This window comes from Actinomadura atramentaria DSM 43919, from assembly GCF_000381885.1.
Taxonomy (GTDB): domain Bacteria; phylum Actinomycetota; class Actinomycetes; order Streptosporangiales; family Streptosporangiaceae; genus Spirillospora; species Spirillospora atramentaria.
The window spans coordinates 127201-141626 of record NZ_KB907218.1; the positions used below are offsets into that span (position 1 = coordinate 127201).

Below are 14426 nucleotides of genomic sequence, written 5' to 3' on the forward strand. Positions count from 1 at the left end.
AGTTGTCCGAGATAGAGATGATTTACGACGTCCGGACTTCGACGAGCAGTTCGTCGCCCGCCTCCGCGGGCTCCAGCGTCACCGCGACGCGGCCCAGCTCACCGAGGTGGTTCACGTGCGTCCCGCCGCACGGGCGCGCGGCCGTCCCGTCCGGCAGCGCGCAGCGCCAGACGCGGCGGTCGCCGAGATCGGGGCCGGCGGCGTCGACCACGACGGGGGCCGCCGAGTCGATCCACGCCGTCAGCCGCGCCTCCATGTCCTTGGCGACGTCCGGCAGCGTCTCGGCGGCGAGGCCCGGGAACCGGTAGGTGTCGACGCTGCCGTTCAGCACGATCCGGGACTTCACCGCGCCCGACGCCGCGACGTCCGGGTGGCCGAGGCCGTCCCGTTCCGTCCCGGCGGGCGCCTCCCACCGCCCGGCGAGCGCCGCGTTCAGCGCCAGCGCCGTGAGATGGGACGCGGTGTGCCCCGCGGAGAACGCGCGGCGGCGGTCGGTCTCCACGAGCATCCGGATCTCCGTCCCGGGCGGTACCGACCGCTCCACCACGTGGACGACCACCCAGTGCCAGTCGGGGTGCCCGCGCCGGACCGGGACGTCGACGCCCAGCAGCAGCTCGCCGCCGGACTTCCGGGCCGCGCCCGTCACGCAGTCCACGACGCGCATTTCCAGCCCGTCGCTCTGCAGGTATCCGACATCGCCGGGCTGGTCCGGCCAGAACGGGTCGAGCGGGTAGAAGGGACTCTCGGCGACGATGACACCGCGTCCGCCGTCTGCGGGCACGCTCGTCAGCACGTGCGACCGGCCGACCATCGCCCCCGCCGGGAACGTCACGCGCGTCGATGACTCGAACTCCCCCACCCACTCGACGCTAGCAGCCCGTCCTCGCCGTTTCCCGTCATCCCCCGCCGAGCCGGGCGGCCTCCCGCCGGGCCGACCCGTTCAACCGGCCGCCGCGCGATCCGCCCAGCTTGGCGCGCAGATGCTCACCGATCGTGACGGGCTCGTACAGGGCCGGGCGGTCGTCGGTGACGCAGCCCGGCAGGCACTCGATCACCGCGTCGACGTCCCCGTCGTGGAAGAACGCGGCGGACCGGCGCGGAACGAGCCGACCGCCCACCCGCGGCGGGGCGACGCGGTGCATCGTGGAGATCCACTGGTCGTTCGTCCAGCGGGCGAGCGCGTCACCGAGGTTCACGAGCAGGCCGTCCGCGCGCGGCAGCACCGGGTGCCACTCTCCGTGCAGGTGGATCTCCAGGCCGGGCACCGGATCGGCCCACAGGACGGTGACGATCCCGTAGTCGGTGTGCGCGCCCATCCCTTCCTGATCCGGCTCCAGCTCCGCGTCGGCGGACGGCAACCGGTAGTTGTTCATCCGCAGGACGTCCACCGAGTGGCCGGTGAACGCGGCGAAGTAGTCCTCGCCGAGACCGAGCGCGCGCCCGAAGACTCGAGTCATCGTGCGCGCGACGGTCTGCGCCTCGCCGAACCAGCGGGTGACGGCGGCCTCGAAGCCGGGGACCTCCGCCGGGAAGACGTTCGGGGCGTAGTCGTCGGCAGGCAGGTCGAGGCCGGGGAAGTCGTCCCGGGTCGCCCCGACGTTCATGGCCTCGAACAGGTCGGCGGCGCTGGCCAGGCCGAGACTGCCGCGCAGCGCCTCCGACTTCGGCGGGCTGTAGCCCCGGTTGACGCCGGGCGGGCACCGGTACTTCGCCTTCGCCTCCGGGTCGAGGGCGAAGAACGCGTCCATCGCGCCGGTGAACGCGGCGAGCGCCGCCGCGTCCACGCCGTGCCCGACGACCTGCATGAACCCGACGTCACGCGCGGCACGGTCCACGGCACGCGCGACGGCGTCGCGTTCGGCCTCATCGCCGCCGCGGCGAAACGACGAGATGTCCACGGTGGGGACGGTCAGCACGGTTCCTCCTTCACAGGGTGACTCCGCGAAACCGACGCCATCGGCTCCGCGGATCGCCAGACGTCACCCAAGGTGGACCACACGATCACCCGCAACGATCACCACGTGTAAAGCTTGCGTGAACTATGGCCCCGAACGCGCCCCCGAGACCGCCCGCACCCCTCACCCGGACCACGGAAACCGGGCGAGCCCGACGCCCCGAAGTTGCTAGGGTGTTCGTGCCCTGGAGGGTTCGCATAGTGGACGAGTGCGGCGGCCTTGAAAGCCGTTGAGGCGGTGTCCCCGTCTCCGTGGGTTCGAATCCCACACCCTCCGCTCACGCGCTCCGCGTCGGCCGCACTCTCACGTGAACCAGGCGACGCGTGACGTGACGAATCCGCTCGTGATTTCGAGATGGCTCGCTGTGAAACTCCCGGCAGCAAGAACACCCCCGCCGGAAATCCGGCCATCCCATCGGGTGCCGTGGCGATGACACACGAAAAGGCGATCCAGAACGCGAACACGGCGATGGACGTGCCGCGCACGAACACTTTGCGTCACCCGCTGAGGCACCAGCCCTGTGACCAGCGCCTCAGCGGTGATCTGGGTCATCGACCGCGGCAGGCCCGCGATGGCGACGTGGCAGCCGCGAGTCCACTGACCTGCACAAAAGCCGACCAACCGGTCACTGATGTGGGGCGCGTCACGTCGAATAAGGAGACGCTTACGCAGGGTAGCGTTCGCCTCGGGTTATTGGACGGCGCGTCCTTTAGTGGGACGCGTATGACCTGGAGGAACGAACGGTGCGTTCTCGGGCGGCATATGCCCTGGCACTCACCGCCGCGCTCGGTGCGAGCGGGCTGGCCGGGGTCGCCCTGGCGGGTCCCGCGCAGGCCAAGGCGGCGGCGAGGCCCTACGACTTCAACGGCGACGGACGGCGCGACCTCGCGGTCGGCAGCCCGAACGGCACGGTGGGCAAGAAGAAGAAAGCCGGATTCGTCACCGTCGTGTACGGGTCGAAGTCGGGACTGAACACGACCAAGCGGCAGGTGATCACGCAGGCGACGGCGGGCGTGCCCGGCGCGCCCGAGGCCGGTGACCTGTTCGGCGCGTCCGTGACGTCCGCCGACTTCGACCGCGACGGCTACGCCGACCTCGCCGTGGGCGCGCCCGGCGAGGACACCGGCGCGGGCGCGGACGCCGGGACCGTGACGGTCCTGTGGGGATCGCCGTCCGGGCTCAAGGGCGCGACCTCGTTCGGCGAGAAGGGCTCGGCCGGGAAGCGCCACCGCTACGGCGAGTCGCTCACGGCCGGCGACCTCCAGGGCGACGGACGGCCCGAGCTGTTCATCACCGTCCCGGGCACCAGCACCTACACGTGGGTGTCGTTCGCCGGGCGCAAGGCGTCGGGTCGCAACGGCACCAGGTCGTCCTATGACGTGGACCGTTCCTGGATCGCGGCGGGAGACGTCAACGGCGACGGCCGCGCCGACGTCGTCTACGCCTGGTTCGACGACAACGACCCCGAGGTGGCCCACCGGCGCGGACTCACGCTCTACACCGCGAACGCCTGGGGCGGCTTCGACCGGAACAAGACCGTCTACACCGACGTCCACGCGCTCACCGTCGCGGACTTCGACGGCGACGGCCGCGCGGACGTCGCGGTCGGCGACACCTACGACTCCCCGTGGGTCGGCGGCAGCGTCACCGTCTTCCGCGGCTCGCCGCTCGGCCTCGGCGGGTCGTACGCGCTGCACCGCAACAGCGCGGGCGTGCCCGGCGTCAGCACGGTCGAGGACGACTTCGGAGCGGCGCTCGCGGCCGGGGACGTCAACGGCGACGGCCGCGCGGACCTCGCCGTCGGCGTCCCGAAGGCCGACCAGGGCCGCGTGTTCGACAGCGGCGCGGTCGTCGTCCTGTACGGGTCCGCGTCGGGGCTCGCCGGACGCGGCGCGCAGGCCGTCACCAAGAGCACGGCGGGCGTGCCCGGCACGGCGCGCGCCTACGAGCACCTGGGCGCGCAGGTCGCGCTGCTCGACCACGACGGCGACGGCCGCGCCGACCTCACCGCGGGCATCCCCGACGCGGACGGCGGCAACGGCGGTCTGACCTGTCTGCGCGGCTCCGCGGCCGGTGTGACGGCCAAGGGCGCGGCGGCGGTGAGCGCGGCGGCGCTCGGCGTCCGCTCGAAGAACGCGCGCGTCGGCATCCTCCTGGGCGGCTGACCCGGGGAACGTCAGGGGCCCAGCGCCTCTTCCACAGCGCGCAGGGTCGGACACGGCCAGCGCCACATGCACGTGCGGCACCGCAGGACGGGGCTGGCGGGATCGCTGCTGATCCCGCCGCCGTCCTGCGGGCGGTGCAGGTCCGCGAGCCGCAGCCCGAGCCGCGTCAGCGCGAGGACGTCGTCCCGCGCCGAGCCGAGGAACGCCAGGTCCTCCCGCGTCAGCCGGGCCCGGACCGCTACGCTCCCGGACCCGTTGACCAGCGGGGCGAGGTGCCGGGCCGCGTCCCGCCAGCCCGCCGCCTTCAGCGACCGCGCGCGGATCGTTTCCAGCCGTTCGCGCAGCCGCGTCTCGCGCGGATCGGGCTCCCGTCCGGACCGTTGCATCGTCCGCGCACCCCCATGCGTCCCTCCCGGGCGGCCGCCCCCCGGCGCCGCCGCGTTCAGGTTCTCTCACTCCGTGCCCGGCCGGGGCCGGAATCGGCGAGCCGGACGACCGTGTCCGTCCGCGCACGCCCCGTGGTAGCCGCAGTTCAGCGCGGGCGGCTCGCCCGGACACGCCCGGCGCGCGCGGGTCGCGGCGGCCCATCTGGATCGGCGGCCGTTCGCTCGGTAGTGTGCCGGACGTGGAGCTAAACGTCTCAACCGCATCGCAGGGAGGTCACACCGTCGTCACAGCGACGGGTGAACTCGACCTGTACACGGCCCCGCGGCTGCAGACCGCGCTCGCGGGCGTACTGCACGACGACATCGAACGGATCGTCGTCGACCTGAGCGGCGTCGACTTCTGCGACTCGACCGGCATGAACGTGCTGCTGTCGGCGATGAGGCGGGCCACCGAGTGCGGCGGCTCGTTCGCGCTCGCCGCGCCCCGCACCGCCGTCCGCAGGATTCTCCAGGTCACCGGCCTCGACACGGTGTTCACCGTGGTGGACGCGGTGCCCGTGCTCGGCGCCGGATAAGCGTCGTTCACCGCCGTCCGTCCCGTCGCGCACTACGATCGCGGGTATGCAGGACGTAGCGGTGATCATTCCGGCGAAGGACGAGGCCGACCGGATCGCGGCGACGGTCGGCGCGGCCGCCGGCCTGCCCGGCGTCGACCTCGTCGTCGTGGTGGACGACGGGTCCGCCGACGGGACCGCCGAGGCCGCGGAGAAGGCCGGGGCGAAGGTCGTGCGGCACTCCCGCAACCGGGGCAAGGGCGCGGCGATGGAGACCGGCGCGGAGGCCGTCCGCCTCCTCGACGGCGACCGGCCGCGCCACCTGCTCTTCCTGGACGCCGACCTCGCCGACACCGCCCGCGACGCCGCGCCGCTCGTCGAGCCGGTGCGCGCGGGCGACGCGGACATGACGATCGCGGCGTTCTCCAGCACGGTGAAGCTCGGCGGCCACGGCTTCGTCGTCCGCCTGTCCCGCGAGGGCATCCAGCGCGCCACCGGCTGGACCGCGACGCAGCCGCTCAACGGCCAGCGCTGCCTGACGCGCGCCGCGTTCGAGGCGGCGCGGCCGCTCGCCGCCGGGTTCGGCGTCGAGACGGGCCTGACGATCGACCTGCTGCGGCAGGGCTTCCGCGTCACCGAGGTCGAGGTGCCGCTCGCGCACCGCGCCACCGGCACCGACTGGCGCGCCCAACTGCACCGCGCCCGGCAGTTCCGGGACGTCGCGCGCGCCCTCGCGGTCCGCGAACCCGCCGTCGCCGGGCGCCTCGACGCGCTGCGCGGGCGGGGCCGCGGCCGACGGGCGTGACCCAGGCGCGTTCCGGCGGGCGGGCCGGGGCGGCCGGACTCGTCCTCATCGCCGCCGCCCTGCTCGGAACAGTCGTGGCGGCCCTGCTCGGCCCGTCGCTGTTCGAGCCCGCGCTGCCGGGCGGCGGACCGCCGTTCTCTCTCGACGTCCGGCCCGCGCCGCACCTGATGGTCGCGCTCGTCGCGGGCTCCCTCACCGCGGGCGCGGCCGGGCTCGCCCTCTGCCTGCTCGCGGCTCGGCGCGGCTGGAGCGTCGCGGCGCGTCCGCTGCTGCTGACGGGCCTGCTGATCGCGGCGGTCCTGGCGTTCCTGCCGCCGATCGGCTCGTCGGACCATCTCAACTACGCCGCGTACGGGCGGATGGCGGTCACCGGCCACGACCCGTACGCCACCACCACCGCGGATCTGCCGCACGACCCCGTGGCCGGTGCGGCGGAGGAGTGGCGGACGACCCCTTCGGTGTACGGGCCGGTCGCGACGGCGGGGCAGGCGCTCGCGTCGTGGCTCGGCGGCGACTCGGCGCGGCTCACCGTCTTCCTGCTGTCGGTGCTGAACGCGCTCGCGTTCGCGGCGACGGCGCTGCTGCTGCATCGCACGGCCCGCGACGGGCGCGGCCGGACCCGCGCCGCGCTGCTGTGGACCTGCAATCCGCTGGTGATGTACCAGCTCGTCGCGGGCGCGCACAACGATCTGTGGGCGGTCGCGCCGATGGTCGCGGCGCTCGCGGTGTTCGCGGGGCGGCCGACGCTCGCGCGCACGCTGCTGACGGGCGTGTTCGTCGGGATCGGCGCGGCGGTGAAGCTGCCCGCCGCGCTCGTCGGCGGCGGTCCGGCATGGGCGCTGCTGCGGCGGCGCGCGTACGGGCGGCTCGCGGCGCTGTTCGCCGGTGCGGGCGTCGTCGCCGCCGTCGCGTACGGGCTCGCGGGGCCGCGCGTCCTGGACCGCACCCGCCAGGCCAGCGAGATGGTCTCCTGGGCGACGCCGTGGCACCTGGTGGACGTGTACCTCACCGGCGACCGGGACGTCGTGAAGTACGCCGCGGTCGCCGTCGCCCTGCTGCTCGCGCTGCTGCTGTACCGGGGCCTGCCCGTCACGGCGGACGTCCCCCGCGACGACCACCGCCGCGTCGCCGCCGCGCTCCTCATCGGCTGGGTCTGCACCGCGCCGTACGTCCTCCCCTGGTACGACGGGTACGGCTGGGCGCTGCTGGCGCTGCTGCCGCTGTCGCGGATCGACGGGGTGTTCCTCGCGCACACGTTCGCGCTGAGCCTGGCCTACCTGCCCGCCCGCGGCCCGAAGATCATCGGACTGCCCGACGACCTGCACTGGCTCACGGCGGTCGTCCGGGCCCAGGTCATCCCGTGGGTGCTGACGGCCGTGGTGCTGGCTTTCGCACTGCTGTGCCTGCGCGGGCCGGGGAACCGCGCTCCACGGACCGCAGCGCCGCGGCGATCGTCAGCGGCGCGGCGAGGACCAGCGACACCGACAGGATGATGACGCCGGAGTCGTTGACGAGCGCCCCGACGAGCCCCACCGACACGACCGCGGTCAGCGCGGCCCGCATCGTCTCGGTGTCGCGGTAGGCGAGCACCAGCGGCTTGGCGCGCCACCGCGCCGGATCGGCGAGGGCGAAGTACAGCGCGACGAGCGCCACCGCCAGCACGATCGTCACCGGCCAGAACCCCAGCGTGCGGGTCATCGCGTTGAACTTCCGCTCGACGACCTCCCAGCCGTTCCCCGCGACGAGGTCCTTCCAGAACTTGCCGAGGTGCGTCGGGTTCGCGCTCCGCGCGTTCAGCCAGGAGATCAGCAGGACGAGCGCGACCGCGACCGCCCCGAACCCGGCCGCCCACCACCAGCGGACGCGCAGCCCCGCCACGACCAGGGCGAGCACCGCGAACACCGGCACCATCGCCAGGACCCCGCCGAAGTCGCTGCCCCACGCCGGGAGGCCGTCCAACGCGACCGCCGCGACGCCGACCGCCGCGACGATCGCGCCCGCCGCCCAGCGGCGGCCCGCGCGGATCGCGTACTCGGCCGACCACGCCGCCGTCAGGACAGCGCCCGCCGCGAACAGCGCGAACGCCTGGTTCCCGAACCCGTAGAACCGGCCCGCGACGAGCGCCGTGTACCCGAGGAACGTGTTCAACTGCAGATGCGAGCCGGTCATGACGTCCACGCCGAGGACGACGGCCGTCACCGCGGCGACGATCAGGCTCGGCGCGAGCTTCGACCGCCGCCACGGGCCGGCCAGCGCGAGCCCGGTCACCGCGGCGGCGAGCACGGTGACGGTGGCGATCAGCGCCGCGGCCGGGTGGGACGTCCGCCACCACGGAACCGCCCCCGCCAGGAACGCCGCGACCGGCGTCGAACCGCCGAGCAGCGCCACGATCCGCGCGCCGCCGAGGACGAGCCGCCGCCGCGCGGGCCTCGGGCGCCGGCGCAGCAGCAGCCACGCCGCGCCGAGCAGCACGACCTGCGCGCCGACCAGCGTCCGGATGAACGAGCCCTGCACCGAGCGGATGGCCTGCGCGGCGACGTCCTGGTCCTCCAGCGCCTCGATCTTCGCGGTCGCGCCCTGCGCCGACCGGGCCGACCGCCACGGCGACCCGACGGCCTCCTGCGGCTGCGGCAGGCCGAGCAGCCGCAGCGCCGTCGCGGTGACGTCGGTCAGCGTCACCAGGCCCGCCCGGTGCGTCGCGCTCGACGTGAGGCGGCCGCGCGGGAACGCGGACGCGCCGCCCGGCGTCGTCCACGCGGCGGCGATCCGCAGGTGCGGCGGGACGCCGATGTCGGACAGGCCCGCGACCAGCACGTTCGTGCCGGGCGGCAGGGACCGCAGGACCGCCGCGACGCGCTGGTCCGCCGTGCTCGCCGCGCGCGCCCGGACGGCCTCGGCCACCGGCACCTGCTCGCCCTCGGTGTCCACGCCCGCCGCCTGGTAGGCGCGGAACACGTCGTCGATCTCGACGGCGGCCAGGCGGCAGCGCGCCCAGTCCTGCGGCGTCGCGCGCTCGGGCGACGGCGCGTACCGGTCCACCCGGCCGGAGCCGTCCGCGAGGCCGTACACCGCGCCCGGGCCGACCGCGAACGTGCAGTCGCCCGCGCGGTGCGCGGCGTCGCCGAGGAGCCCGACGCGGGACCTGTAGATCGTCCCGGCGTTGTCCTTCTTGATCGCGGCCCATCCGGCGGCGGACGCGCCGCCGTTCGGCGCGGCCGAGGGCGCGGCGGGCAGCAGGCAGTCGCCCGGCTCCAGCCGGGACCGCTGGCCCGCCGAGACCGTCAGCCAGCCGTCGGTCGGGCAGGTTCCGGGGCGCGTCGTGCGGACCGACAGGCTGGCCGCGCCGCCCTCGCCCGCGAGCCGCCACAGAGTGGGCGTCCGCTCCCGGGTGACGTCGCTCCACATCATCCCCGGCAGGCCGATGACCACGGTGCCGGGCCTCGCCGGAGCGGCGGCCGCCGGGGCCGCCGATGCGGTCGCGAGCACCGCGGCGACCGCGCCGAGAACGGCGATCAGCGCCCTGACCACCGTCGATCGACGCGTCCCCGTCCCCGCCCCGTGCTGCGACATGGGATCAGGTTAGTGGGCGGGTTGCGCCAGGATGGACCCATGCGTGCAGGCAGCAGAGGGCGCGACGGCGGGCGCGGGCACCCGCCGTGGATCGTCGCGCTCGGCGTGCTCGTCGCGGCCGTGGCCGTCGCGCCGATCGTCGTCAAGTGGCTGAACAACCCGCCCGACCAGCGTCTCGTGGACCTGGAGGTCTACCGGGAGGGCGGCCGGGCGATCCTGCGGGGCGCGCCGCTGTACGACGTCCTCACGCAGCCGCCGCAGTTCCTGCCGTTCACCTACCCGCCGTTCGCGGCGGTGCTCGCCGTGCCGTTCACCCTGCTGCCGTGGAAGGCGTCGCAGTGGGCGTGGACGGTCCTGATGTACGGCTCGCTCGTCATCGCCGTGCTGTACGCGTTCCGCGACCTGGTCCGCCGCGCGGGCCGCTGGGCCCCGGTCGCGGCGGGCGCGCTCGTCGGCGCGACCGCGTGGCTGTGGCCCGCGTCCGACCAGATGCGGTTCGGGCAGGTCGGGTTCGTGCTGATGGCGCTGTGCCTGGCCGACTGCGCCGCGCGCAGCCCGCGCTGGCCGCGCGGCCTGCTCGTCGGCCTGGCCATCGCGATCAAGCTGGTGCCGGGCGTCTTCCTCATCTGGTTCTGGATCTCGGGCCGCCGGGAGGCCGCCGGGAACGCGCTGCTGACGGCGCTCGCGGCGTGGATGGGCGCGTTCGCGCTGCTCCCGTCCGACTCGCGCGACTACTGGTTCGGCGCGTTCTTGCAGGGCGGCGACCGGACCGGTGCCGTCAATGGCACGACGAACCAGTCGCTCAACGGGATGCTCGCGCACGTCATCCCGGACGGTCCGGTCCGGTCGCTGCTGTGGCTCGTGCTCGTCCTGGCCGTCGCGTGGATCGGGTTCCGGCTCGCGTACCGCGCGACGCGCACCGCCGACGCCCTCGCCGGGACCGCCGGCGGCCCCTGGTCGGGCACCGACCTGACGCGCGCCGCCGACCGCTCGGCCGGACCCGACGCCTACAGCGCGCTGCTCGCGGGGATCGCCATCACCGGTCTGCTCTCGGTGCTGCTCTCCCCCATCGGCTGGATGCACCACCTCGTCTGGGTCATCGCGGTACTCGGCGCGCTCGTCGGCGACGGCCGCGACCTGCGCCGCTGCGTCGTAGCGGCCGTCGTCTGGCTGTACTACCTGTTCCCGCTGCCGTGGCGCGGCGCGGCGCTGTCCGGCCGCGACCACGCGCTCGCCGTCCGCGTCGCCGGGCGGGTGCTGCAGGACGCGTTCGGGCTCGGCGCGCTGGCGCTGCTCGCGGTGCTCGGCGTGTGGCTCGTCCGGCGGCTGCGGGCGTCGCGGGATCGGCCGGAACCTTCGCACCGCGACGCGGAGGTCGGTACGCTCGCCCCGTGATGCTTGTCGCCGTGGCCGTGGCGGGGCTGGTCGCCGGAGTGGCCGGTCTCTCGGTCGCCGTGGCCGCCCACCGGCGCGCGAGCCATGTCGTGGACGAGTGCGCGACCGTCCTGCGCCGCCAGCTCCAGTTCGCCACCGGGACGGGCGTGGACGACAAGGCCCTGCGGGACCTCGCGATCGTCCACTACGACGCGCTCAAGGAGATGTCCGGGCACCGCTCCTTCTCCCTCGCGCTGATCAACGCGGGCGGCGACGGCGTCGTCATCAGCTCGATCATCGGCCGCACCGAGACCCGCACCTACGCCAAGCCCGTCCGGGGCGGCCACCCGGTGGACGGCCTGTCGCCCGAGGAGAACCAGGCGCTGCGCGCCGCGCGGCTCGGCAAGGGGCCGATCGTCACGATGGACGACCCGCTGCCCGACTTCAGCGTCGGCCCGGACGAGCCGGTCGCGCCGCCGGCGGACGCGCCCGCCCACCGGGCGTAAACTGAGGTCACGTCCACACCGTGCGCTCCTCGCGGGGGCGGAGGAGTTGATTCAGATGCCGCAGCGGTACGCCTATCTCGGGCCGCAGGGCACGTTCACCGAGGCGGCCCTGCTGCGGTTCCCGGGTGCCGCCGACGCCGAGCACCTACCGCTCGCCACCGTGCCCGCCGTGCTCGACGCGCTGCGCCGCGACGAGGCGGACGTCGCCGTCGTCGCCCTGGAGAACTCCGTCGAGGGCTCCGTCCCGACCACGCTGGACGAACTCGCCACCGGTGAGCCGCTCCAGATCGTCGGGGAGGTCAACCTGCCGGTGTCGTTCGCGCTGCTCGTACGACCCGGCACGGCCATCGAGGACGTCAAGACCGTCGCCTCGCACCCGATCGCGCAGCCGCAGTGCCGCCGCTGGCTCGCCGAGAACGTTCCCGACGCCGAGTGGCGCGCGGCGACGTCCAACGCCGAGGCCGCGCAGCACGTCGCGGACGGGCACTACGACGCGGCGCTCGCCGGCTCGTTCGCGGCCGCCCGCTACGGCCTGTCGGTCCTCGCGGAGGACATCCACGACGTCGCCGACGCCGTCACCCGCTTCATCGCGCTGCGCCGCCCCGGCACGCCCCCCGCGCCGACGGGCGCGGACCGCACCACCGTCGTCGCGTTCATCGGCGCCGACCACCCCGGCGCGCTGCTGGAGATCCTCACCGAGTTCTCCGTGCGCGGGATCAACCTGACGCTGATCCAGTCCCGCCCGACCGGCGCGCGGCTCGGCTCGTACCTGTTCTGGATGGACTTCGAGGGCCACGTCGCCGACGAGCGGGTCGGCGAGGCGCTGATGGGGCTGCGGCGGATCTGCGCGGACGTCCGGTTCATCGGCTCCTACCCGCGCGCGGACGGAATCTCGCCCGACATCCGCCGGGGCACGCACGACGCCGACTTCGCGGCCGCCGCGTCCTGGCTGGCCTCGCTCCGGACGGGCCGTCGCGCCTGACTCCGGCCGAACGGCCGTGATCATTCCGAGACGCGCCGCCCGTGCTCCGCACGCCCTTTCCCGGCGTCCTGCAAGGGACGACGCGCTCTTGCAGCCCTCCCGCTCCCCCAGAAGACGCGTTCGCCGACCCCATCCCCCCTGACGGAGGTCGTCTTTCGTGCGGAAACCGTTCCCCCTGTCCTTGGCCACCGCTGCGCTCGTGGCGCTGCCCCTGCTTTCCGTGTCCGCCCACGCGGACACGGTGCCCGCCGTGCAATGCGCCGGGCAGCCGAACCTGACGGCCCAGGTGAACCCGTCCGGCATCCTGCCGCAGAACGCCCCTGTGACCATCAGCGGTCGGCTGACCGGCGCGGACGGCGCCCCGGTCGCGGGGCACCAGCTCGACGTCCGCGTGTCCTACCCCACGACGGACGAGCAGATCCTGACCAAGACCGCAGCCGATGGCACCTACTCGGTCACCTTCACCGCTCGCGACCGGGCCGAAAGCTGGGGTGTTTGGGCGAATTCCGCAGGCGATGAAGCCCGCTGCATCGGCTACCTCTCCGTCCAGAACCTGAGCGGGTTCACGCGGTTCACCCAGCGTCCCCTGCCGCCTGCCGAGGGACTCGACGCGACCGTCGGCGCGCGGCTGATCCTTCCGTCATACGGCCCGGACGCCGGAATCATCGACACCACGGTTGCCGTGGAGTTCTCCACTGACAAGAAGACCTGGAAGCACGTCGGCTACGCGCACACCTACGACCACGGTGGCTTCACCTACGGCTTCGTCGCAGGTCACGACGGTTACTTCCGCTTCCGGTACGACGGCAGCGAGACGATCCTGCCGTCCGTGAGCGAGCCGTACTACGTGGACGTGAAGACGGAGACGGCCTTCCAGTCGTTCAACGCCGCGCCCGAGCCCGTGGCCAAGGGCGGAAAGCTGACGGCTTCGGGGACGCTGCTGCGGCGTAAGAGCCCGCAGGCGTTCGTTCCGGCCAGCGGGGCGAAGGTCGCCGTTCAGTTTCGGGCGGACGGGTCGTCCGCGTGGGCCACGGTCGGAACGACGACGACCGACAAGAAGGGCGCGTTCCGCAAGACGTTCACGGCATCCAAGTCCGGGACGTGGCGGGCATCGTACGGCGGCAGCGCCACCTACATCGCGTCGACCAGCTCCACCGACAACGTGCAGGTGGGCGTGAAGACCGCGTTCACGTCGGCGTTCAACGCCTCGCCGGAACCGGTGGCGAAGGGCAAGGCGCTCAAGGTCGCCGGCAAGCTCAACCGGTACGTCGGTGGGAAGTGGATCCACGCCGGGGCCGGTGCGGCGATCCAGATCCAGTTCAAGGCGGCGGGCTCGTCCACTTGGACCACGCTCGGGACCACGAAGACGACTTCGGCCGGAACGTTCGCCAAGTACTTCACGGCGTCCAAGGACGGCACCTGGCGCGCGGTCTACGGCGGGAGCACCACCTACATCGGCTCGACCAGCGGCACCGACTACGTCGACGTCCGCTGACGACCCGGGTTCCCGGGCGGCTTCCAGGTCGTCCGGGAAACCGGCATTCAGGGGCCCGGACACCGGAGTTATCCACAGAACTGGATTCGGTTGGCGGGCGGGTTGCGCCCTCGGCTGTGCTGGACGTCGGTTCATCCGACAGAAGGGAACAGCATGCGAGGCGACACCATCGAGATGACGGTCGACAACGGGACCGGAGTTCCGGTGATCTACCGGGTACGGGCGTCGCGGGCGGGCCGCCGCGTCGAACTCGACACCGACCAGAACATGGTCACCATGCGCGAGGTCAAGCGCGACGGCACCGCCGTCGACACGATGCGGTTCCCCATGCAGCGCATCATCGCCATCCGCGAGTACTCGACGGCCGACACCGCGTCGACTGGCGCGCCGACGCCTTCACCGTCCACCGCCGAGCCGACACCGACCGGGGAGGACAACGCAGCGCCCAGCGGCGATGTCGATCGCACCGGCGACCATCTCAAAACGACTCCGGCAAACGTCGCGGTGACGCCCAACAGGCAGATCGGCCGCGCGACCGCAGTTCCGGCCGCCTCGACCCAGAAGGGGAAAGCCAAGCGGCCCGGGAAGCGGAAGCGCTGACCGGTGCCCCAGGCATCGGCGGATGAGCGGCCGC

At 73.7% G+C, this 14426-nt stretch carries 12 protein-coding genes, 1 tRNA gene and 1 pseudogene; 10 read left to right on the forward strand and 4 right to left on the reverse strand.

Features of this window, described 5'->3' with window-relative positions:
* Positions 1-22: 22 nt before the first annotated feature.
* Positions 23-859 (reverse strand): alanyl-tRNA editing protein, encoded by an 837-nt coding sequence (locus tag G339_RS0123930; protein WP_019633595.1) that lies wholly within the window; start codon positions 857-859, stop codon positions 23-25.
* Between the two features lie 37 nt (positions 860-896).
* Positions 897-1916: an isopenicillin N synthase family dioxygenase gene (locus tag G339_RS0123935; RefSeq protein WP_019633596.1), complete on the reverse strand. Its 1020-nt coding sequence runs from the start codon at positions 1914-1916 to the stop codon at positions 897-899.
* Between the two features lie 225 nt (positions 1917-2141).
* Here G339_RS0123935 and G339_RS0123940 point away from each other — a divergent pair.
* Positions 2142-2231 (forward strand) — tRNA-Ser (locus G339_RS0123940).
* Positions 2232-2698: 467 nt separating this feature from the next.
* Entirely contained in the window at positions 2699-4120 is a 1422-nt protein-coding gene (locus G339_RS0123945; RefSeq protein WP_019633597.1) for an FG-GAP-like repeat-containing protein, read from the forward strand.
* Positions 4121-4131: 11 nt separating this feature from the next.
* On the opposite strand, the gene G339_RS0123950 is transcribed toward G339_RS0123945, so the two are convergent.
* The gene (locus G339_RS0123950) at positions 4132-4506 is read right to left on the reverse strand and encodes a hypothetical protein (protein WP_019633598.1); all 375 of its coding nucleotides are present in this window, start codon (positions 4504-4506) and stop codon (positions 4132-4134) included.
* Between the two features lie 239 nt (positions 4507-4745).
* On the opposite strand from G339_RS0123950, the gene G339_RS35105 reads away from it, so the two are divergent.
* The 3 genes and pseudogenes from G339_RS35105 to mptB all read left to right on the forward strand — a co-directional run.
* Positions 4746-5081: an STAS domain-containing protein gene (locus G339_RS35105; protein ID WP_051107950.1), complete on the forward strand. Its 336-nt coding sequence runs from the start codon at positions 4746-4748 to the stop codon at positions 5079-5081.
* A 46-nt stretch (positions 5082-5127) separates the two neighbouring features.
* Positions 5128-5865, forward strand: coding sequence for a glycosyltransferase family 2 protein (locus G339_RS0123960; protein ID WP_033324133.1), 738 nt, complete (start codon positions 5128-5130; stop codon positions 5863-5865).
* A pseudogene (gene mptB, locus G339_RS41210) lies at positions 5862-6695 on the forward strand (polyprenol phosphomannose-dependent alpha 1,6 mannosyltransferase MptB); the annotation flags it as partial. The gene G339_RS0123960 and the pseudogene mptB, both read left to right, overlap by 4 nt.
* Before the next feature lie 523 nt (positions 6696-7218).
* Here mptB and G339_RS0123970 read toward each other — a convergent pair.
* Positions 7219-9435 carry a hypothetical protein gene (locus G339_RS0123970; protein ID WP_205625624.1) on the reverse strand — a complete coding sequence of 739 codons (2217 nt, stop codon included), beginning with the start codon at positions 9433-9435 and terminating at the stop codon, positions 7219-7221.
* Positions 9436-9474: 39 nt separating this feature from the next.
* Here G339_RS0123970 and G339_RS0123975 point away from each other — a divergent pair, with 39 nt between their 5' ends.
* The 5 genes from G339_RS0123975 (at position 9475) to G339_RS37075 (ending at position 14392) form a co-directional block, all read left to right on the forward strand.
* Entirely contained in the window at positions 9475-10830 is a 1356-nt protein-coding gene (locus G339_RS0123975; RefSeq protein ID WP_019633603.1) for a glycosyltransferase 87 family protein, read from the forward strand.
* The gene (locus G339_RS35110; RefSeq protein WP_019633604.1) at positions 10830-11315 is read left to right on the forward strand and encodes a DUF4446 family protein; all 486 of its coding nucleotides are present in this window, start codon (positions 10830-10832) and stop codon (positions 11313-11315) included. Before G339_RS0123975 ends, G339_RS35110 begins: the two co-directional genes overlap by 1 nt.
* Positions 11316-11370: 55 nt before the next feature.
* Positions 11371-12297 (forward strand): prephenate dehydratase, encoded by a 927-nt coding sequence (gene pheA, locus G339_RS0123985; protein ID WP_019633605.1) that lies wholly within the window; start codon positions 11371-11373, stop codon positions 12295-12297.
* Positions 12298-12517: 220 nt separating this feature from the next.
* Complete coding sequence (locus G339_RS37070) at positions 12518-13792, forward strand: hypothetical protein (RefSeq protein ID WP_157407980.1); 1275 nt, start codon at positions 12518-12520, stop codon at positions 13790-13792.
* A gap of 174 nt (positions 13793-13966) precedes the next feature.
* Positions 13967-14392, forward strand: a complete 426-nt coding sequence (locus G339_RS37075; protein ID WP_157407981.1) for a hypothetical protein — start codon at positions 13967-13969, stop codon at positions 14390-14392.
* The last annotated feature ends 34 nt before the right edge of the window (positions 14393-14426 follow it).

Coding starts and splice junctions, on each gene's coding strand:
- G339_RS0123975 (WP_019633603.1), top strand. CDS start 9,475: ATGCGTGCAGGCAGCAGAGGGCGCGACGGCGGGCGCGGGCACCCGCCG.
- G339_RS0123950 (WP_019633598.1), bottom strand. CDS start 4,506: ATGCAACGGTCCGGACGGGAGCCCGATCCGCGCGAGACGCGGCTGCGC.
- pheA (WP_019633605.1), top strand. CDS start 11,371: ATGCCGCAGCGGTACGCCTATCTCGGGCCGCAGGGCACGTTCACCGAG.
- G339_RS37075 (WP_157407981.1), top strand. CDS start 13,967: ATGACGGTCGACAACGGGACCGGAGTTCCGGTGATCTACCGGGTACGG.
- G339_RS0123970 (WP_205625624.1), bottom strand. CDS start 9,435: ATGTCGCAGCACGGGGCGGGGACGGGGACGCGTCGATCGACGGTGGTC.
- G339_RS35110 (WP_019633604.1), top strand. CDS start 10,830: ATGCTTGTCGCCGTGGCCGTGGCGGGGCTGGTCGCCGGAGTGGCCGGT.
- G339_RS0123960 (WP_033324133.1), top strand. CDS start 5,128: ATGCAGGACGTAGCGGTGATCATTCCGGCGAAGGACGAGGCCGACCGG.